The sequence below is a fragment of the Candidatus Brevundimonas phytovorans genome (assembly GCA_029203145.1).
Lineage (GTDB): Bacteria > Pseudomonadota > Alphaproteobacteria > Caulobacterales > Caulobacteraceae > Brevundimonas > Brevundimonas phytovorans.
This window is the reverse complement of sequence record CP119309.1, coordinates 2,769,961-2,789,106: the sequence shown is the minus strand read 5'-3', so window position 1 is coordinate 2,789,106 and position 19,146 is coordinate 2,769,961. Positions and strand designations below refer to the sequence as shown.

The 19,146-nt window shown below is 70.4% G+C and carries 15 protein-coding genes; 7 read left to right on the top strand and 8 right to left on the bottom strand.

From position 1 onward, the window contains the following. From addA to P0Y52_13685, 6 genes are all read right to left on the bottom strand, one after another. A complete protein-coding gene (gene addA, locus P0Y52_13710; GenBank protein WEK57580.1) occupies positions 1 to 3,456 on the bottom strand; it encodes a double-strand break repair helicase AddA in 3,456 nt (1,151 codons plus the stop codon). Continuing rightward, the gene (gene addB, locus P0Y52_13705) at positions 3,453 to 6,533 is read right to left on the bottom strand and encodes a double-strand break repair protein AddB (protein ID WEK57579.1); all 3,081 of its coding nucleotides are present in this window, start codon (positions 6,531 to 6,533) and stop codon (positions 3,453 to 3,455) included. Before addB ends, addA begins: the two co-directional genes overlap by 4 nt. Next, positions 6,533 to 7,246 (bottom strand): nucleotidyltransferase family protein, encoded by a 714-nt coding sequence (locus tag P0Y52_13700; protein ID WEK57578.1) that lies wholly within the window; start codon positions 7,244 to 7,246, stop codon positions 6,533 to 6,535. Before P0Y52_13700 ends, addB begins: the two co-directional genes overlap by 1 nt. Positions 7,247 to 7,433: 187 nt before the next feature. Then, a complete protein-coding gene (locus tag P0Y52_13695; protein ID WEK57577.1) occupies positions 7,434 to 8,522 on the bottom strand; it encodes a phosphotransferase in 1,089 nt (362 codons plus the stop codon). Further along, positions 8,515 to 8,976, bottom strand: coding sequence for a tRNA (adenosine(37)-N6)-threonylcarbamoyltransferase complex ATPase subunit type 1 TsaE (gene tsaE, locus P0Y52_13690; GenBank protein ID WEK57576.1), 462 nt, complete (start codon positions 8,974 to 8,976; stop codon positions 8,515 to 8,517). The genes P0Y52_13695 and tsaE overlap by 8 nt, the downstream gene beginning before the upstream one ends. Continuing rightward, positions 8,973 to 9,812, bottom strand: coding sequence for a 1-acyl-sn-glycerol-3-phosphate acyltransferase (locus tag P0Y52_13685; protein ID WEK57575.1), 840 nt, complete (start codon positions 9,810 to 9,812; stop codon positions 8,973 to 8,975). The genes tsaE and P0Y52_13685 overlap by 4 nt, the downstream gene beginning before the upstream one ends. Positions 9,813 to 9,940: 128 nt before the next feature. Here P0Y52_13685 and P0Y52_13680 point away from each other — a divergent pair, with 128 nt between their 5' ends. Beyond that, positions 9,941 to 12,046, top strand: a complete 2,106-nt coding sequence (locus P0Y52_13680; protein ID WEK57574.1) for a S9 family peptidase — start codon at positions 9,941 to 9,943, stop codon at positions 12,044 to 12,046. Between the two features lie 131 nt (positions 12,047 to 12,177). Continuing rightward, the gene (locus tag P0Y52_13675) at positions 12,178 to 13,011 is read left to right on the top strand and encodes an alpha/beta hydrolase (GenBank protein ID WEK57573.1); all 834 of its coding nucleotides are present in this window, start codon (positions 12,178 to 12,180) and stop codon (positions 13,009 to 13,011) included. Here the strand turns inward: P0Y52_13675 and P0Y52_13670 are convergent. Next, positions 13,008 to 13,532, bottom strand: coding sequence for an SRPBCC family protein (locus tag P0Y52_13670; GenBank protein WEK57572.1), 525 nt, complete (start codon positions 13,530 to 13,532; stop codon positions 13,008 to 13,010). The genes P0Y52_13675 and P0Y52_13670 overlap by 4 nt on opposite strands. Positions 13,533 to 13,642: 110 nt before the next feature. Between P0Y52_13670 and P0Y52_13665 the strand changes: the two genes are divergently transcribed. Beyond that, positions 13,643 to 15,088, top strand: coding sequence for an AMP nucleosidase (locus P0Y52_13665; protein ID WEK57571.1), 1,446 nt, complete (start codon positions 13,643 to 13,645; stop codon positions 15,086 to 15,088). Between the two features lie 107 nt (positions 15,089 to 15,195). Here P0Y52_13665 and P0Y52_13660 read toward each other — a convergent pair whose 3' ends face one another. Then, a complete protein-coding gene (locus P0Y52_13660) occupies positions 15,196 to 15,942 on the bottom strand; it encodes a methyltransferase domain-containing protein (GenBank protein ID WEK57570.1) in 747 nt (248 codons plus the stop codon). A gap of 101 nt (positions 15,943 to 16,043) precedes the next feature. On the opposite strand from P0Y52_13660, the gene P0Y52_13655 reads away from it, so the two are divergent. The 4 genes from P0Y52_13655 to P0Y52_13640 are packed head-to-tail and all read left to right on the top strand — an operon-like array spanning position 16,044 to position 19,143. Next, complete coding sequence (locus P0Y52_13655) at positions 16,044 to 16,670, top strand: hypothetical protein (protein ID WEK57569.1); 627 nt, start codon at positions 16,044 to 16,046, stop codon at positions 16,668 to 16,670. After that, complete coding sequence (locus tag P0Y52_13650; protein WEK57568.1) at positions 16,670 to 16,984, top strand: transcriptional regulator; 315 nt, start codon at positions 16,670 to 16,672, stop codon at positions 16,982 to 16,984. The genes P0Y52_13655 and P0Y52_13650 overlap by 1 nt, the downstream gene beginning before the upstream one ends. 33 nt (positions 16,985 to 17,017) lie before the next feature. Beyond that, the gene (locus P0Y52_13645) at positions 17,018 to 17,794 is read left to right on the top strand and encodes a tyrosine-protein phosphatase (protein ID WEK57567.1); all 777 of its coding nucleotides are present in this window, start codon (positions 17,018 to 17,020) and stop codon (positions 17,792 to 17,794) included. After that, positions 17,791 to 19,143, top strand: a complete 1,353-nt coding sequence (locus P0Y52_13640; protein WEK57566.1) for an anthranilate synthase component I family protein — start codon at positions 17,791 to 17,793, stop codon at positions 19,141 to 19,143. Before P0Y52_13645 ends, P0Y52_13640 begins: the two co-directional genes overlap by 4 nt. Positions 19,144 to 19,146: the final 3 nt, after the last annotated feature.

The window sequence follows — 19,146 nt, the reverse complement described above, 5'->3', positions numbered from 1 at the left end:
TCAACGCGCATTTGAAAGAGCCGCGTCCATCAGGCTCTGCGGCACCGCCATCAGCTTCGGTCCGTCGGTCCAGACCAGGGCCGCCTCGACCGTGCGGTCGGGGTAGAGCCGCTTCAGCACCGCCGTATAGACCGCCATCTGCAACACATAGGCGGGGTCGGCGTCCTCGACGTGATCGGGGGCCGGGCGGTTGGACTTGAAGTCCACCACCAGCACCCTTTCAGGCGTGACCACCAGCCGGTCGATGCGGCCCGAGATGGAGACGCCGGAGGGCAGGTCGGGCGACGACCCGGTCAGGGCCACCTCGGCGCGCGAGCCGGGGCCGAAGACGGGATTGAAGCGGGCGTCGTCCAGCACGGCGAAGGCGGCGCCGATCATCTCGGCGCGCTGATCGTCGGACAGGTCGCGTTCGCGGGCCAGCATCCGCACGGCGGCGTCGGGTCGGTCGGACGGAGCGATGTCAGGCAGGCGTTCCAGCAGGCGGTGGATCAGGTCGCCGCGCCGGAAGCGGCCCAGACCCGCGCCGGGACCTTCGCCGCGCGCCAGGGGCGAGGGGGCGGGGATGCGCTTCTGCTCCTGCATCTGCGACGGCGAGGCGAAGCGGGCGGCGGCGTCGCGAGCGGGGGTCTGCCGGGTCCACGCGGGGGCCTCGTGGCGAGCTTCAGCTGCGGCGCTGACGGCGGGCAGGAGGTCGAGATCGACGCCGTAGCGTCGGACGTTGTTGTCCAGCGTCCGCACCTCGTCGCCGAGACGGTCGAAGGTCTCCTCGATCACCGACCACCAGTCGCCGGGTTCGGGGGCGCGTTTGGAGCCGCGTCCCATGACGATGACGCGGTCGCGGGCGCGGGTCAGGGCGACGTAGAGCAGGCGCAGGGATTCGTCGCTGACGCGGGCCTCGCGCGCGGCGCGGGCGGCCTCGGAGGCGGCGCAATCTTCCTTCGAGGAGCCGGGGCACATCAGCCAGGCCTCGCCGTCGCCCATGCCGATGGCGTCGAGCGCGACCGGCATCAGGCTGGGGCCTTGCGCCTTCGCCTTCATGGTGGTGTCGGGCAGGATGACGACGGGCGCCTCCAGCCCTTTGGCGCCGTGGACGGTCATGACGCGGACCTCGCCGCGCGGCCCTTCGAGCTCGCGCTTCACCTCGACGTCGGCGGCTTCCAGCAGGGCGAGGCAGGTTTCGAGATCGGTCCCGCCCCGGTTCTCGGCGGCCAGGACCTGATTGAGGGTCTCGTCGATGGCCTCCTCGGCCTCGCGGCCCAGACGGGTCAGGACACGGGCGCGGCCCGAGACGCCCGTGTCGTCCACCCGGTTCAGCAGGGTGGAGAAGAAGGCGAAGGGGGCGCCGTCGCGCGCCGCGCGGGCGGTCAGGCACAGCTCCAGCGCCCGGCGCCATTCGGGGCGTTCGTCGGCGCGGTCTTTGAGTTCGCGCCACAGGCCCTGACGCTTCTCGCGCCCGGCCAGGTCATAGAGCGAGGCCTCGTCCACGTCGCAGAAGGGGCTGCGCAGCACCTCCGCCAGCGACAGGTCGTCGCCGGGGAAGAGGGCGAAGCGGGCCAGGGCCTTGAGGTCGTCGAAGACGATGTGGCTCGACAGTTTCAGCCGGTCGGCCCCGGCGACGGGCACGCCCGCGCTCTTCAGGGCGCGGATGATCTCTTCAAACGTGGCGTCGCGGCGGCGCACCAGAATGAGGAAGTCGCCGTAGCCGCTGGCGCGCGGCTGGCGGCTGTTGCGGTCATAGACGGTCGCCCCGGTCTCGACCTGACGCCTGATCTCCTGGGCCAGGGCGGCGGCCATGCGTTTGCGCGCGCCGGCGACGCCTTCCTGATCGACGGGATCATCCCAGGCGTCGCGCTCGGGCGGAGCCTCGTCCATGAACAGGGGCCAGAGATCGACGCTGCCGCGCTGGCCGACGCGGGCGGGCAGGTGGCGGGGGATGTCGCCCGCCTCGCCCACCAGGGCGCGGGTGCGTTCGGGATCGGCGAAGGCGTGATCGACAAAGGCGAGCACGTCCTCGGTCGAGCGATACGACGTCTCCAGCGGCACGCCCTCGAAGGCGGAACCTGAGGCGCGGATCAGGGCGTCATAGACCTGGGATTCCTGCCGCAGCCGTTCGGGCCGGGCGCCCTGGAAGGAGTAGATCGACTGCTTTTCGTCGCCGACGGCGAAGACGGTGCGGTCGGTTTCCTCGCCGGAGAAGAACTCGCCGGTCAGGGCGCGCATGATGGCCCACTGCTCGGGGGCCGTGTCCTGGGCCTCGTCGATCAGGACGTGGTCGATGCCGCCGTCCAGCTTGTAGAGCACCCAGGCGGCGGTCGAGCGCTCGGTCAGCAGGTCGACGGTTTTCGCCACCAGATCGGAGAAGTCCAGCGCCCCGCGCTCGGCCTTGGCCGCCTCGTAGAAGGCGGCGTGGGCGACGGCCAGCGTCAGCAGCTTGATGGTGTCGGCGGCGACCTTGGCGGCGCGCACGCGGTCCAACGTGGCCAGATACTTGGCCTGAAGATCGGTCAGCCAGCCGCCGGCGTCGGGCGGGGCCTGCTTGGTCGCCATCGACTTGCGTGGCGATCCCGTCCCCGTGAGGAAGACGACGCCGAGGCCGTGGAAGCTCCACTCGTGATCGAGGGCGTAGATCAGTTCGGCGGCGCGGTCCTTGTCGGTCTTGCCGCCGACGGCCATCAGCTCGGCCATGCGGCGGACTTCGCCCCGGTCCAGCCAGCGGATGAAGTCGGACTCGATATCGTCGGGCGTCTGTTCGGGATCGGCGCCGGTCAGGGCGTGCGGGCCGGGGGCCGAGCCGTCGCCGACGCGGGCGACATAGTCGGTCAGGTCGGCGCGCTTGGCCTCGATCATGGCCAGCAGGCTCTCGAACCGGCCCCAGTCCAGCTCGACGGCGAAATGGCTATAGGCCTGACCCACCGGGCCCTCGGGGTCTCTCAGCGCGGCGCGGGCCAGTTCTTCGCGCGCGGTGTGGCTGAGGGCGACGGCGGCTTCGTTTTCCAGCACGGTGAAGCGCGGCGAGACGCCCGCCTCGATGGGGAAGCGCCGCAGCAGCTTTTCGCAGAAGGCGTGGATGGTCTGGATCTTCAGCCCGCCGGGCGTTTCCAGCGCGCGGGCGAACAGGCGGCGCGCCTCGGACAGGCGGGCGGGGTTGAGCCTCGCGGGATCGCTGGCGTCGAGTTTGGCCAGTTCGGCGGACAGGGCGGCGTCGTCCATGACCGCCCACTTGCCCAGGGTCTCGAACAGGCGGGCCTGCATCTCGGCGGCGGCGGCCTTGGTGTAGGTGACGCACAGGATGGCCGAGGCCCCGGCCCCGCCCAGCAGCAGGCGGGCCACGCGGCTGACCAGGGTGGTGGTCTTGCCCGAGCCGGCGTTGGCGGTGACGAAGACCGACAGGGCCGGATCGGCGGCGCGGATCTGCGGGTCCGGGCGGGCGCTCATGTGCGGAGTGGCGATGTTCATTCGCTGTCGCCTTCCTCGCCGCCCACGACGTGCCATTCCCAGACGCGGGCCAGATGGTCGTAGTTGCCCCCGTAATTGCCCATGAACTGGGGCGCGGCCCAGGAGACATAGGGCGTGTCGGGATGATCGAAGCGGGCGACCCGTTTCTTCAGTCCTTCGAGGGCTGCTTCGCCGAGCGCGGCGGCTTCGGGACCGGCGGCGCGCACCGCGACCTCGCCCGCCTTCTTGCGCCCGACGACGCGGACATAGGTCAGTTCGTCGGCGGGGACGGGGCCGTTGGTGTCCTTGAAGCCGCCGTCGGCCAGGATGGCGGCGGTCAGGGTCAGCTGGGGCGCAAAGCCCGCCTTGACCTGTTTGCCGGAGGGCACGCCGCCGGTCTTGAAGTCCATGATGGCGGCGCCGGTGGCGCCCACCTCAATGCGGTCGGCGTAGGCCTTCATGGTGAAGGGGCCGGCGGGGGCGTCGAACGTCATGGTCCCCTGCTGTTCGATCAGCAGATTGACGCCGCGCGCCCGGCGTTCGGCCTCGAACCCGGCCAGCCAGCGGGCGCAGTTCTTCGCCAGCGGCGTCTCGCGGGCCATGGCGGCGTCCTCGAAGCCGTGGGCGGTCAGCTCCTCGATCAGCAGCTGCTCGATCTGAGCCTCGCAGTCGTCGGGCAGGACGTGGGGCCACATCAGGGTCATGCGCTCGATGGCCTTGTGCACCGCATTGCCGCGCGCCATCGCCTCGGCCGAGGCGCCGGGCCGGTCCATGATGTTCAGACCCAGAACCCACTGGGCGTAGATGGCGTAGGGGTCGCGCACCCAGCGTTCGATGCGGGTGACATAGAGGCTGCGCGGGCGGCGCTCGACCGGCGGACGCGGCATGGGACGCGGGGCGAAGCGGGCGGGGCCGGGCGGCGGGGCGTCCAGGGCGCGGGTCCAGTCGGCCAGACCGGCGGGGGCCGGTATGGCGACCGGGGTGGCGGGGGCGTCGGCGCCGCGCGTCAGCATCTCCAAGCGCCACAGCCAGCGCGAGCGCACGGCGGGCTGGCCGCCGCGTCGTTCGCAGTGGATCAGGATGGCTTCATCGGCGCAGGCGGCCTGAACGAAGTCCTGAGCCGTCTGGCCCAGACGCCGCTCGGGCGTGGGCAGGCCGAGGGCCTTGCGCATCGGACGCGACAGGAAGGGATCGACGGGGGCGGGGCGAGGCCAGACGCCTTCCTCCAGCCCGGCCAGGATCATGCGGTCGGCGCGGGTCAGGCGGGCCTCGATGGCGCCCAGAATCCGCAGGCGCGGATGGGTGGCGCCGCCGGTGCGGATGGTTTCCTCGCCCAGCAGACCGGCGGTCAGGGCGGCGAAGTCGGCGCGGCTGACCTGACCCAGCGAGCCGCCGCCGTCGATCAGGGCCGACAACAGCGAGGCGGCGGCCTCGCCGTCGGGACCGGCCCAGGCGTTCTGACCGGCCAGGGCTTCGATCAGGGCGGTCAGGGCGCGCGCGGCGGCGTCGGGGGCGGCGGTGGGCGTGAATGTGGAGAGGGCCTCGGCGGCGAGGGCTTCCAGCCGCGCGGCCAGGGCGCGGGCGCCGGACAGGCGGGCGGCCTTCCATTTCGGCAGGGGTTGGCCGCCGCGGCCGGGTTCGGCGGCCTTCTCCAGGCGGGTCTGGATCTCGGCCCAGTCGCGCGGACGCGGGCCGCGCAGGGCGTGTTCTTCCAGCGCCGAGGCGGCGTCGGCCAAGGATGTATCGTCGAGGTCGAGGCGGGTCAGCGGATGCTTGATCAGGCCCAGCAGGGTCTGGGGCTTTAGCGGTGTCTCGATGAAGCGGGCGCAGAGATCGACCAGGACGCCTGCGCTCATCCGCGACAGGGGCGCGCCGGTCGAGGCGTCGGGGATGATGTTCCAGCGCGCCAGCCGGGCCTCGACGCGGCGCGACAGGTCCAGATCGGGGGTGACGAGGGCGCAGGTCTGGCCGGGCGTTTCCAGCGTCTCGCGCATCAGCAGGGCGATGGCGGCGGCGGCTTCTTCCTCGGCGCGGACGGACAGCGCCGACAGGCCCTTCAGGCCCTCGGCTATGGGGTCGGCGGCCTGACCGGCCTCGGCGGCGTCGGCGCGCAGGCGGGCGATCTCGGCGCGCCAGTCGTCGGTGGCCTCGGCGGGGCGCAGGGCTTCGTTGATCAGGCGCTGGCGGGCCAGGCCACGCGCCTCGATGCGCGGCTCGACAGCAGGCTTGAACCAGGGGCGGACCTGATCGCGCGAGATGTCCGCGCGGGTCAGCAGGGCCTTCAGCGCGGCCTGCGGGTGCTGGTCGTCGATGCGGTCCCAGACGCCGTCGGCCAGATCGAGGTCGAGGCCGGGCAGGACGACGACGCCCTGCGGCGCGCGCGCCACGGCGGCCAGGACGTCGGCGGCGGCGGGGACGGTGCCGGTCGAACCGGCGGCGATGACGGGCTGCGACGGCGGGCGGGCGTCCCAGGCCTCGGCCAGTCGGCGCAGCAGGGTGGCGCGGCGCCAGGCGGAATCGACCAGGCCGAGGGCGGCCAGCCGCCTGGGCCAGGCCTCGACGGCGAGGCCGAGGAAGCGGGCGCTGTCCTGCCAGTGGGCGGCCAGATCCTGTTCGGCCAGCCCGGCGATGCGCGACAGGTCGGAGACTTCTTCCAGCTGGCAGGAGTCGAGGAAGCCGCCCAGGGCGTCGGCCATTTCGAGGGCGCGCAGGGGTTTCAGGCCCGGCTCGAACTCCTCGACGATCATCCGCGCCATCTCGAAACGGCGGGTCAGGGGGGCGATGGCGGGGGGCAGGTCCAGACCCAGTTCGCCGGGGGCGAAGGGGGGCTCGTCCTCTTCCAGATCGCCGAGCGGGCGAACCTGGGGCAGCAGGACGGGGCGGTCGCCGGCCAGCTTGCCCAGCGCCGAGGAGAAGGCGCGGGCGGCGCGGCGGTTGGGCAGAAGGATGGTGGCGTCGGTCAGGGTCTCGGGCGTCTGGTCGCCGAGCCAGTCAAGCACGCCGGCCGCGAGGTCTTCGAGGAAGGGCCGCCAGGCGGGCACGGCGCGCCAGCGCGGCCCGGTTCCGGCGAACGGATCGAAGCGGCCCCCCTCCGACATCAGGCTTCGTCCTTCAGACGCGCTTCGGCCTCGTCGCGGGCCTGAGGGTCGCCGACGTGCATCCAGTCGCCGTCCAGCACGCAGCCGTAGAGGCGGCCCGCAGCCGCCGAGGCGCGCCACAGGGGGCTGAGCGAGAAGGGGCCGTCGGGGCCTTGGTCGGCGTAGTCGGGGCGGGTGATGTGGACGCCCATGTAGGCGAAGGGGGCGGAGGCGGCCTCGCCCCGGAAGGTCAGTTGGCCGTCGTCGGCCAGGAAGAAGTCGCCGCCGCCCTCAAAGCCGATCGAGCCTTCGCGCTTGGCCAGCAGCAGGGCGGCGTCCATGCGCTCGGGGTCCCACAAGCGGATGAGGTCTGCGAGCGCATCGCCCCGGTCGATCCAGACGCTGTCGATATTGGCCACGAAGACCGGATCGTCGCCGAGCAGGGGGCGGGCCTTCTTCAGGCCGCCGCCGGTTTCCAGCAGTTCGGCGCGTTCGTCGGAGATGACGACGGCGGGCTGTGTGCGCGCGGCCAGATGGCTTTCCAGCCGGTCGGCGAACCAGTGGACGTTGACCACGGCCTTTTCGCCGCCCGCCTCGGCCAGTCGGTCGAGGACGTGGTCGATCAGGGCCCGGCCAGCCACCTCGACCAGGGCCTTGGGCCGGTTGTCGGTCAGGGGGCGCATCCGCGTGCCGAGCCCGGCGGCGAGGACCATGGCGGTCTTGGGGGCGGTCATGCGCGTTCTCCGATCCTTCTCCCCTTGGGGGAGAAGGTGTCATGCGTCGCATGACGGATGAGGGGGCGGGCGGCGATGGGCGCGGGTTCAGATTGTAGGCGGGCGCCCAGCGGAACCCGCCCCCTCATCCGAGCCGCGAGGCGGCCCACCTTCTCCCCCGAGGGGAGAAGGAAGAGAGCAACGGCGGTCATCGACGCACATCCTCCGGCACGTGGCGGTCCATCCAAGCGGCGACAGCTTCAAGGCCCGGCGCCGTCAGGTTGGCGTTCAGGTGGGCCCACATGCGCGGCATGAAGGCGGCGTATTTCGGCTTGGCGTCGCGGGCGATCAGGCGGGCGAAGATGCCCAGAATGCGCGCTTCGTTCAGCGCGGCCAGACCGGCGTAGGACGCCATGAAGGCTTCGCGGTCGGTCTCCGGGCGCAGGGCGAAATAGTGGTCCAGCGCCAGGGCCTCCAGCGCGGGCGAGACGTCGCGGCGGGCGTCCTGCAGCAGGGAGTGGAGGTCCCACGACGGGTGGGCCTTCACCGCGTCCTGGAAGTCGATCAGGCCGACCGAGGCGGCGCCGGTCCGGCCGTCCAGTCGGATCAAGTTCTCGGCGTGATAGTCGCGGTGGGCCATGACGCTGGCGCCCGCCTCGCCCGCCGCCGTGATCGGAGCCCAGACGGCGCGCCATTCGGCGACGGCGGCGTCGTCGAAGCTGAGCGACGGGATCAGCTTCGGCAGCCATTCGACGAACAGATCAGCCCCGCCCTGCAGCGCCGTCTGGTCATAGGTCAGCAGGGGCCAGTCGCCGGCGGCGCCGCTCAGGACCTCAGGCGTCGGGGCGGCGTGCAGGACGGCCAGGGCCTCGACGGCGGCGCGGTAGAGCGAGGCCTCTTCGGCGCCGTCACTGATGACCTTGGCGAACAGGGCGTCGCCGAAATCCTCGATCACGGCCAGGCCGTTGGGGGCGTCGACAGCGACGATCTCCGGCGCGGACAGGCCGAGCGATTTCAGATGGGCGGCGACGGCAGCGAAGGCCTCGATGCGGCCGGCGGACAGGCGGGCGACGGCGTTCCAGCCGTGGGCGTGACGTTGGGCGGGGCTCCACGACGGATCGCAGGGCTGGCTCTCGGCGGCGGGGGCCTGATCCATCAGCATCAGGCTGGCGCCCGAGGCCGTGGTCAGGCGCTCGTAGCGGCGGGTCGAGGCGTCGCCGGGCAGGGGCGCGCGGACGGCCTCGGCCAGACCGGCCGAGCGCAGAAAATCGAGACGGAGGGCTTCGCGGTCAGACATGGACTTCCTTCAGTTTCGCTTCCCACGCCCCTGCGCCAATAACGGACGCAAGGCGGCCGTCGCCATCCTCGGCGATGGTGATGCTCAGCCGGTCAGGCCCGAGCATATGGCCGGGGTTGTCGCCCAGACGCTCGGGCCATTCAATCAGGGCGCAGCCTTCGTCCAGCGCCTCGTCCAGACCGATCTCGAAGGCCTCTTCCGGGCGGCTGAGGCGGTAGAGGTCGAAGTGGGCGACGGGCGGATCGCTCTCGTAGAACTGGACCAGGGTGAAGGTCGGCGACGGCACGTCCTCGTCGGGGGTCGTCAGGGCGCGGATCAGGCCGCGCGCCAGGGTCGACTTGCCCATGCCCAGCGGGCCGTAGAGCAGGACGGATTCGCCCGGTTCCAGCAGGGGGGCGATGGCTTGGCCCAGACGGGTGGTGGCCTCGGCGTCGGGCAGGGCAAAGGTCGTCATGCGAACACCGCGTCGGCATCGGTCGCCAGGGTGCGTTCGACGAAGGCTTTCAGCGCCTCGGTGGCCTTGGCCGCGTCGATGTCGAGCGCCTCGGGCGCGATGGGCAGGCCGACGCTGAGGTCGAAGGCGCGCCCCTGCTTGTTCAGCAGTTCGTGGAAGAGGGTGATGTCGCGCAGTTCCTGAGAGAAGCGGTCGAACAGGTGGAAGAGGCGGCTGGTCGGCCCGGCGACGTGGATCGGGACGACAGGAGCCTCGTACTTGCGCGCCAGGGAGGCGGCGGTCGTGGCCCATTCGGGATCGGTCAACTGGCCCTGGGCGTCGACGCGCGCCAGTCGTCCGGCAGGGAACATGACGACGCAGCGCTCGGCCTCGAAGGCCGCCTTGGCCGCCAGCAATGTGGCGCGGGTCTTCTCGCGGGTGCGCTTGGCGGTGACCCATTCGACCGGGATGACGGTCTCGGCCAGTCGCGGCGAGACGCGCAGGGCGTCGGCGTTGGCGAAATAGATGACGTCGTCGCGCACGGCCCGGATGGCGTCATGGACCGCCAGTCCGTCAGCGATGCCGGTCGGATGATTGCACACCACCAGACAGCGGCCCGCAGCCGGCAGGCGGTCGAGGTTCTGCGTCTCGACCTTCAGCGACAGCAGGCCGGAGACATGATCCAGCGCCGCCTGACCCGACATCGGCCCGATAGCGTCGGCCATGGCGCGGGCGCGGTTGTAGTCCAGCAGCCGATACAGCAGCGGGCGCACGACCGGCCAGGCTGCGGACCGCGTCAGGCGCGGCGCGCGCTCGGCGATCAGGACATCGACGATATGAGAGGAGGTGGGACTCATGTCCCTGCTTGTCGCCGCTCCAGGCTGCGGCGGCAAGCGGTCGTGACCATGCATCGGGTTTGACGCCAGCGTCGCCGGTGCTACGCCTGCGGCCAAGAATTTCGCGAAGCCCGAGAGGATCATCGCCCATGCGCCGCCTGCCCCACCTTCTGACCGGCCTCAGCGCCGTCGCCCTGCTGACGGCCTCGGCCCTGCCGGCCCTGGCCGAGGCGCCCGCGCCCGCCACGGTATCCGCTCCGGCGGCGTCGAACGCCTTCACCTATCAGGACATGATCTCAGCCAACCGACTGGGCGATCCGCAGGTGTCGCCGGACGGCGACTGGGTGGTCTACTCGCTGACGCAGACGGACGTGGCGGCCAACAAGCGGTCCAGCGCCCTCTACATCCTGAGCCTGAAGGGCGAGGGCGAGGCGCAGAAGCTGGCCATTTCCGAAGGCGGCGCCAACACCGCGCGCTGGGGCGCCGACGGCAAGCTCTACTTCCTGTCGAGCCGTTCGGGTTCGAGCCAGGTCTGGGTGTCGGGCGACAAGGGCGCGACGGCCACGCAAGTCACCAGCCTGCCGACCGACGTCAACGCCTACCGGGTCAATGACGCGGGCGACGCTGTGGCTGTGTCCCTGGCCGTCTATCCCGAAGCGCCCGACCTGAACGCCTCGGTCGAGCGCGCCAAGGCCGCCGCCGAAGTGAAATCGACGGGTCAGGTCTATGACCGGATGTTCGTGCGCCACTGGGATGCGTGGAGCGACCACACCCAGAACCACCTCTTCGTCCAGACCATCGGCGCGGACGGCAAGGCGGGCGGCGAGCCGGTCTGGGTGACGAAAGGCTTTGACGGCGACACCCCCTCCAAGCCCTTCGGCGACGAGAGCGAGTTCGTCTTCGCTCCCGATGGTCAGTCCCTGGTCTTCTCGGCCCGCAAGGCCGGCAAGAGCGAGCCGTGGAGCACGAACTTCGACCTCTATAGCGTGGCGGTTTCGGCGCCCGGCCAACTGACCAATCTGACCGAGTCCAACCCGGCCTGGGACACCAACCCGGTCTTCTCGCCGGACGGCCAGACCCTGGCCTATCGCGCCATGGCCCGTCCGGGCTTCGAGGCCGACAAGTATTCGATCTTCCTGCGTGACGTGGCCACCGGCCAGACGCGCCAGATCGCGGCCAACTGGGATCGTTCGGCCGACGGCCTGCAATGGTCGAAGGACGGCAAGACCCTCTACACCACCGCCGGCGACGTCGGTCAGACCCGCCTGTTCGCCATCGACGCGCGCAACGGCTCTGTCCTGCCGCTGACCGGCGACGGCCATGTCGGCGCCTTCGCCCAGACGCCCTCGGGCTTCGTCATGGCGCTCGACACCCTGACCGCGCCCGCCGACCTCTATTTCAAGACCTGGCGCGGTCGCGAGATGCCGCGCCGTCTGACGAACGTGAACCCGCAGCTGGCGAACAAGGCCTTCGGACAGTTCGAGCAGTTCAGCTTCCCCGGCTGGAACAATGAGACGGTGCATGGCTTCGTCATCAAGCCCGCGAACTATGTCGAGGGTCAGAAATACCCGGTCGCCTTCCTGATCCACGGCGGGCCGCAGGGCTCGTTCGGCAATGGCTGGTCCTACCGCTGGAACCCCGAGACCTATGCGGGCGCAGGCTATGCGGTGGTGATGATCGATTTCCACGGCTCGACCGGCTACGGCCAGGAGTTCACCGACGCCATCAGCCAGCACTGGGGCGACCGCCCGCTGGAAGACCTGCAGAAGGGCTGGGCCGCGGCTCAGGAGAAGTACAGCTTCCTGGACGGCAATAACGCCTGTGCGCTGGGCGCGTCGTACGGCGGCTACATGATCAACTGGATCGCCGGCAACTGGTCCGACGCGTTCAAATGCCTGGTCAACCATGACGGCGTCTTCGACACCTTCGGCATGGGTTATTCGACCGAGGAGCTGTGGTTCACCGAGTGGGAATACGGCGGCACGCCGTGGGAAAACCCGGAGGGCTATCAGAAGTTCAACCCGGCCAACCACGTGCAGAACTGGAAGACGCCGATGCTGGTGGTCCAGGGCGACCTCGACTACCGCATCCCCACGGCTCAGGGCCTGTCGACCTTCACCGCCCTGCAACGCCGCGGCATCGACAGCCGACTGGTCTTCTTCCCCAACGAGAACCACTGGGTGCTGAAGCCGGCCAACAGCCTGCAGTGGCACAACGAGGTGTTCGGCTGGCTGGACAAGTATCTGGCCAAGTAGGTCAGAGGCGAAATGAAGGGGCGCGGCTTGCGAAGGCCGCGCCCTTTTTCATGCCTGAAAGGGCGCGTCAGCTTCGCCTTGATCCGGGGCGAGGGCTGGGGCGTAGTGGGGGCATGACCCGAAGAGGCCTGTTGGCTCCCCTGATCGGCGCTCTCGCCGCCGCCTGTTCGCCGCTGGCGGCCCTGAACACCCTGGGGCCGCGCGACCGGGGCGCAGGCCGGGTGGCCAAGGGTCTCTGCTACGGCGACCACCCGCGACAGACGATGGACGTCTATGCGCCGACGGGAGGCGCTGACCTGCCGGTGCTGGTCTTCTTTTACGGCGGCGGTTGGGATTCGGGGTCCAAGGCCGTCTATGGCTGGGCGGCGCAGGCGCTGGCGGCGCGGGGGTTTGTCGTCTTCCTGCCGGACTACCGCGTCGTGCCCCAGGTGCGCTTCCCCCGCTTCATCGAGGACGCCGCGGCGGCGACGGCGCGGGCCGGCGAACTGGCCGCGACCTATGGCGGCGACGCCGGGCGCCTGGGCGTGCTGGGGCATTCGGCGGGCGCCCATCTGGCCATGATGATCGCCTTGGACCGGCGCTACATGGCCGCCGTGGATCGGCCCGACCTGATCAAGGCGGCGGCGGGTCTGGCCGGGCCCTATGACTTTCTGCCCTTCGATGTGGCGGCGTCGCAGAACGCCTTTGGCCGGGCGCCCGATCCGACCCTGACCCAGCCGGTGACCTTTGCGAGGGCGGATGCGCCGCCGCTGTGGCTGGGGCATGGAACGGCCGACACCGTGGTTCACGCCGAGGACACGACCATCCTGAACGACCGGATGCAGGCGGTCGGCGGACGATCCGAGGCCCACCTCTATTCCGGGCTGGACCATGCCGACCTGATCGCGACCTTCTCGCCCCTGTTTCGCAAGAAGGCGCCGGTGCTGGACGACGTGGTCAGCTTCTTTCGGCGCGAACTGGCCTAATCGGCCTCGGCTCGGGCCTTCAGATTGGCGAGCTGCGCCGACAGGACGCCGTCGACCGGCGCGGCCCAGGCCTCCAGTCCGCCCGGCGTATAGCCGCCGACGATATAGGCCCAGGTCAGGAGGCTGCCCTCGCCTTCGGCCTTGACCTCGAACGTCAGTCCGCCGGTCGCGCCCTGGCCCTGCAAGGGGCCGAGGCCGCCGCGCAGGACGAGTTTCGATCCCGGCTCGACCAGGGCGGTCTCCAGATGGCGCGAGACCTGTCCGTCCGCCGCCTGCTCGCACCAGCAGCCGCCGGGGGCTAGGTCCAGCGACAGGGTCGAGCCCTTGAACCAGCGGTGGTCGCGGCTCCACCAGGCGTCGGGCGCGGTCAGTACGGCCCAGACGCGGGTCGGCGAGGCGGCCACGACGACCGATCCGCCGACCTCGAAGCCGCCAGGCGCGGCCGACTTGACCTCGGCCAGGGCGGGCGCGGCGGTCAGGGCCAGCAGGGCGGCGGCGACCGGAAACAGGCGTCTGGGCATGGGTTTTCCTCCTGGCGACAGCGGAACGCCAACCGCCGCCTGCGGTCAACAGTCGTATCCTTGTGTTTCCCCCGTCTCGCCATGGTCACGGTTTTCCGCTAGAGGAAGTCATGACAGACAAGATGACCCCCCAGGCGGCGCTGGACCGCCTCGAAACCCTCTACAATCAATCCGTCGCCAATCTGCGAGCCGCAGTGAAGCGCTTCCTCGAGACCGGCGAGCGCGCCGATCCCGAAGCGCGGGCCGCCGGCCTGTTCGCCTATCCGCGACTGACCGTCAGCTGGTTCGGCGACCGTCCTCAGGACCTCGAGACGCGGGCCTTCGCCCGCCTGTCGCGCACCGGCGTCTATACGACGACCGTCACCCGGCCTGACCTCTACCGCGACTATCTGCTGGAGCAGCTGAGCCTGCTGGTCGCCGAATACGGCGCGACCCTGTCGGTCGAGCCGTCGGATCAGGAGATCCCCTTCCCCTATGTGCTGGACGGTTCCGGCGTGGCGCTGGACAGCACCATGACGGCCTCGATCGCGCGCTGGTTCCCGACCACGGACCTGGCCCATATCGGCGACGAGATCTCCGACGGCCTGTTCGCGCCGGGCGAGGACTTCCCGCTGGCCCAGTTCGACGGCCTGCGCACCGACTTCTCGCTGGCTCGGCTGCGTCACTATACCGGCACCCCGGTCGAGGACGTGCAGTCCTATGTCCTGTTCACCAACTATCATCGCTACGTCGATGAGTTCGTGCGCTGGGCCTGCGCCCAGTTGGCCGATCCGACCAGCGTCTATCAGACCCTGTCGTGCGCCGGCGGCGTCATCATCGACCGCGAGACCCCGGACCCGGAACGCGCCATCATGGACGCGGCCTGGCGTCGGCATCAGATGCCCGCCTACCACCTGACCCGCGCCGACGGTCAGGGCATCACCCTGGTCAACATCGGGGTCGGGCCGTCGAACGCCAAGACGATCTGCGACCACCTGGCCGTGACTCGTCCCCACGCCTGGATGATGATCGGTCACTGCGGGGGCCTGCGCGCCAGCCAGACCATCGGCGACTACGTCCTGGCTCACGCCTATCTGCGCGACGATCATGTGCTGGACGCGGTCCTGCCCGCCGACATCCCGATCCCGTCGATCGCCGAGGTGCAGCGCGCCCTCTATGACGCGACCAAGCTCGTCTCCGGCGCGCCGGGCGAAGAGGTCAAGAAGCGTCTGCGCACCGGCACCGTCGTCACCACCGACGACCGTAACTGGGAGCTGCGCTATTCCAAGTCGGCGCTGCGTTTCAACCAGAGCCGCGCCGTCGCCATCGACATGGAATCGGCCACCATCGCCGCCCAGGGCTATCGCTTCCGCGTGCCCTACGGGACGCTGCTCTGCGTCTCGGACAAGCCGCTGCACGGCGAGATCAAGCTGCCGGGTCAGGCCAACCGCTTCTACGAAGGCTCGATCTCGGAACACCTGCAGATCGGCATTCAGGCGGTCGACCTGCTGCGGGCCGAGGGCGCCAAGTTGCATTCGCGCAAGCTGCGCGCCTTCGACGAGCCGCCTTTCAGGTAAGAAGAGAAGGGCGCTATCGCTCGCCGCGCGGCGGCTCGCTGCTTGAGCGCGAAGGCGATGTTCTAGTGGAAAGGGCGTCTGGAGATTTCTCCGGGCGCCTTTTTCTTTCAGCCCTTGCGGAACAGGTAGTGGCCGAAGCCGAGGTAGGGGGCGCCGAAGTCGAGCATCATCTTGATGCGGTGGGCCGTGGCGGCCACGGTCGGGGCGTCGGCGTGGTCAGGGTGGGCGTCGAGCCAGTCGGCGATGGCCGTCTCCATGGCCGTGCGATAGGTCGCCCATTCGGCCTCGTCGCTGATCTCGGCTGAGACGACCTCAAGGCCTGCGTCGCGGGCGGCGGTCTGCCAGGCCTCGTGGCTGACGTAGTAGCCGCCGGTCTCGACCAGCTGGCGCAGGGGCGCGGGCGGCTCCTCCTTCCAGAACAGGTCGCCCCACAGGAGGGCGCCGCCGGGGCTAAGATGCTCGGCCAGGACGGCGAAGACGGCGGCGGGGTCGCGCAGGCCCTTGCCCGCCGGTTCGGTCGAGCCGATGGCCACGATCAGGCCGAAGGGCGGCAGGGCCGCCAGCGCCGCCGCCGAGGTCTCGCGCCGCACGGTGATCCGGTCCGACAGGCCCGCGGCGCGGATGCGCGCTTCGGCGCCCTCGGCCATGACCGGGTCCAGTTCGACGGCCGTGACGCGGGCGTTAAAGGCGCGCGCCAGATGCATCGACACCTCGCCATAGGCGCAGCCGATATCCATGACGGGCGCGCCGGGCTCAAGGCCCGCAAGGCGCACGGTCGCCGTCAGCCGCGCCATCGACAGGGCGTTGCAGACGGCCAGGGGCTGATAGGCGATGTGATGAAAGGCGACACGCATGGCCAAGGCCTGCCATGCGTCGCGGCTTCCGTCTCAGAAAAAGAACTTTACAACATAAAGCTCTTGGCGCACTGTCCGATCAACAGGCAGGGAGAGACGCCATGACCCGCGACCAAGTGCAGTCCGTCCACGACGATATCGCCTATATGAAGGCCCTGGCCCAGGAGGGGCGGCAGGCTCCGCTGCTGGCCGGGCCGGTGCTGGTGGCCGCCGCCGCCATCTTCGGCGCGGCGAACCTGGGGCAGTGGGCGCTGACGACCGGCGTGGTGACAGCCAGCCCCTGGGCGCCCTTGTGGCTCTGGATCGGGGCCGGCGTGGTCTTCGGGATTGTTCTGGCCATGTTGATCCGGCGGATGAAATCCAAGCCGGGCTGTAACTCCGCCGGCAATCGCGCCGTCGGCACGGCCTGGTCGGCTGTGGGCTATGGAATCTTCGCCACCTGGTTGGGGTTGATGGCGATCGGCATTCAGTCAGGAGACTGGTCGGCGATGCGACTGATGCCGACCATCGTCTTCGTCGCCTATGGCTCGGCCTGGATGGTGGCGGGGGCCATGACCGAGACGCGGTGGATGACCGTGATCGCGATCCTGGCCTATGCCGGCGCCGTGGCCATGGCGTGGTTTTCCAGCTCGCCGGTGCTGTATCTGGTCTTCACCGTCATGCTGATGGCGGTGGCCCTTGTTCCCGGCCTGATCCTGATGCGCCAGGAACCGTCGGAGGTGATCTGATGGGCTCGGATACGGCTGAAACCTTCGACATCGGCCGCCTCGACGAGGTGATCCACGGCCGGATGCGTCTGGGGATCATGGCCTATCTGTCTGGCGTCGGGACGGCGGACTTCAACGAACTGAAGACGCGGCTACAGGCCACCGACGGCAATCTGTCGGTCCACCTGAGAAAGCTGGAGGAGGCGGGCTTTGTCGAGGTCGCCAAGAGCTTTCAGGGGCGCAAGCCGCTGACGCGGGCGACCATGACCGAGGCGGGCCGCGACGCCTTCGTCGCCTATCTGGACGCCATGTCCGGTCTGGTCAGCGCCCGTTAGCCTTGGCGCGCGAATAGGCTAAGGAAGGCGGTCATGAGCGACCGTCTTCTGCCGTTTCAGGCCCTCGATAATTTCCGCGACTATGGCGACTACGCCGTCGGCGCAGGCCGGATCGCGCGCGGGCGTCTGTATCGCTCGGCGCATCAGGCCCGGGCGACCGAGGCCGATCTGGCGCAACTGGCCGCGCTGAACCTGGCCACGGTGGTCGATCTGCGGCGTCCCAGCGAGCGCCGCGACCAGCCGTCGCGACGACCGGCGAACTGGGCCGGGCAGGTGATCGAGAGCGCCCATGACGACGGCGGCGAGGCCCCGCACATCACCTTCCTGAAGACCGCCGACCTGACCGAGCAGTCGGGCCGCGCCTTCATGACCCAGACCTATCGCCGTCTGCCGTTCGAGGCCGCCCACCTCGATCTGTTCCGCCGCTATTTCCGCGCCCTGGCGGAGAGTGATGGCCCGGTGCTGATCCACTGCGCGGCGGGCAAGGACCGCACCGGCCTGCTGGCGGCCCTGACCCATAGCCTGCTGGGCGTGTCGCGCGACGACCTGCTCGCCGACTATCTGCTGACCAATGTCGCCGTCGATCTGGAAGGCCGGGCCGAGGGCATCGCCAGGAAGCTGACCGAGATGACGGGGCGTCCCGCCTCACACGGCGCCGTAGTCGCCTTCCTCGGCGTCGAGGCCGACTATCTGGATGGGGCCTTCAAGGAGATCACGGCGCGGCATGGCTCGCTCGCGGCCTATCTGGAACAGGCCCTGGCCGTGGACGACGCCCTGGCCGAGCGCATCCGGGGGCGGCTGACGGCATGAATCTGCCGGTCGTCCATAGCGCGCGGCTGGGCTGGTGCGAGCCTATGGCCGTCGCCGCGGGGCTGAACCGGCGCGAGGGCGCGCTGGCGCTGCTGGCCGGGGCGGGCGACGTCGCGGCGCATGGCGGGCGCTGGTCCTTCGTCGCTTGCGAGCCGGACCGGGTCCGCGTCGGCGCAGTCGATGACGCGGCGCCCTTCGAGGCCCTGCGCGATCCTGATTTCGCGGGCGGCGGCGTGGTCGGGCTGATGAGCTATGACGCCGGGGCGCGCCCGGCGACGGGGCCGCGCGACGCGGTCTGGCCTGATCTGATGCTGGCCCGCTATCCGGCCCTGCTGGCTTTTGACCATGCGGCGGGCGAGGTCCGGGCTGTCGGTCGAGGCGCGGATGCGGCGGAGGCCGAGGCGCAGGCCGATCGCGCGGCGGGCTGGCGGGCCGAGGCGGTCGTCTTGTCGATCCCGACCGCGCCCGCCGCCGCCTTTGTCGGCGAGGCGTCGTCTGAAGCCTATGAGGCGGCCGTGGCCGACGTGGTGGATCGCATCGCGGCGGGCGAGCTGTTTCAGGCCAATATCGCGCGCGGCTGGGGCGGGCGGCTGGAGGCGGGACGCGATCCCTTCGAGGTCTTCCTGCGGCTGTCGGCCGAGCGCGGCGCGGCCTACGGCGCCTTCTGGCGGCTGGGTCAGCGGGCGCTGGTGTCCAACTCGCCGGAGCTGTTCCTGACCTTTGATCCGGTCTCAGGCCGCATCGAGACCCGGCCGATCAAGGGCACGCGCCCGCGCCACGCCGATCCGGCGCGCGACGCCGAACTGGTCGCCGACTTGGTCGCCAGCGCCAAGGACCGGGCCGAGAACCTGATGATCGTCGACCTGATGCGCAATGATCTGGCGCGGGCGGCCGTGCCCGGATCGGTACGGGTCGAGCGCCTGTTCGAGGTCGAGCGCCATCCGACGGTGCATCATCTGGTCTCGACCGTGACGGCCACGGCTCGGCCCGGCGTCGGCGCCGCCGAGGTGCTGGAGGCGACCTTCCCGCCCGGTTCGATCACCGGCGCGCCCAAGCATCAGGCCATGAAGGTCATCGCCGGGCACGAGGCGCCGCGCGGACCGTGGTGCGGCTCCCTGTTCGGCCTGGGTCTGGCGGGCGACTTGAGCGGCGGCGGGGCGCTGACGGCCTCGGTCCTGATCCGCACGGCCTCGTTCGAGCAGGACGCGGCGGGCTGGCGGTTTCGCGCCCTGGCCGGCGCCGGCATCGTCGCCGACAGCGATCCCCGCGCCGAAGGCGAGGAGACCGAGGCCAAGATTCGGGCGCTGAAGGAGGCCATGATCGGAGAGCAGGCCGCGGACCAGGTCTGAGAC

Coding starts and splice junctions, on each gene's coding strand:
- P0Y52_13670 (WEK57572.1), bottom strand. CDS start 13,532: ATGCCCAGACGCCTGTTTCCGGTCGCCGCCGCCCTGCTGGCCCTGACC.
- P0Y52_13695 (WEK57577.1), bottom strand. CDS start 8,522: ATGTCTGACCGCGAAGCCCTCCGTCTCGATTTTCTGCGCTCGGCCGGT.
- addA (WEK57580.1), bottom strand. CDS start 3,456: ATGAACATCGCCACTCCGCACATGAGCGCCCGCCCGGACCCGCAGATC.
- addB (WEK57579.1), bottom strand. CDS start 6,533: ATGTCGGAGGGGGGCCGCTTCGATCCGTTCGCCGGAACCGGGCCGCGC.
- P0Y52_13660 (WEK57570.1), bottom strand. CDS start 15,942: ATGCGTGTCGCCTTTCATCACATCGCCTATCAGCCCCTGGCCGTCTGC.
- P0Y52_13680 (WEK57574.1), top strand. CDS start 9,941: ATGCGCCGCCTGCCCCACCTTCTGACCGGCCTCAGCGCCGTCGCCCTG.
- P0Y52_13645 (WEK57567.1), top strand. CDS start 17,018: ATGAGCGACCGTCTTCTGCCGTTTCAGGCCCTCGATAATTTCCGCGAC.
- tsaE (WEK57576.1), bottom strand. CDS start 8,976: ATGACGACCTTTGCCCTGCCCGACGCCGAGGCCACCACCCGTCTGGGC.
- P0Y52_13655 (WEK57569.1), top strand. CDS start 16,044: ATGACCCGCGACCAAGTGCAGTCCGTCCACGACGATATCGCCTATATG.
- P0Y52_13700 (WEK57578.1), bottom strand. CDS start 7,246: ATGACCGCCCCCAAGACCGCCATGGTCCTCGCCGCCGGGCTCGGCACG.
- P0Y52_13650 (WEK57568.1), top strand. CDS start 16,670: ATGGGCTCGGATACGGCTGAAACCTTCGACATCGGCCGCCTCGACGAG.
- P0Y52_13685 (WEK57575.1), bottom strand. CDS start 9,812: ATGAGTCCCACCTCCTCTCATATCGTCGATGTCCTGATCGCCGAGCGC.
- P0Y52_13640 (WEK57566.1), top strand. CDS start 17,791: ATGAATCTGCCGGTCGTCCATAGCGCGCGGCTGGGCTGGTGCGAGCCT.
- P0Y52_13665 (WEK57571.1), top strand. CDS start 13,643: ATGACAGACAAGATGACCCCCCAGGCGGCGCTGGACCGCCTCGAAACC.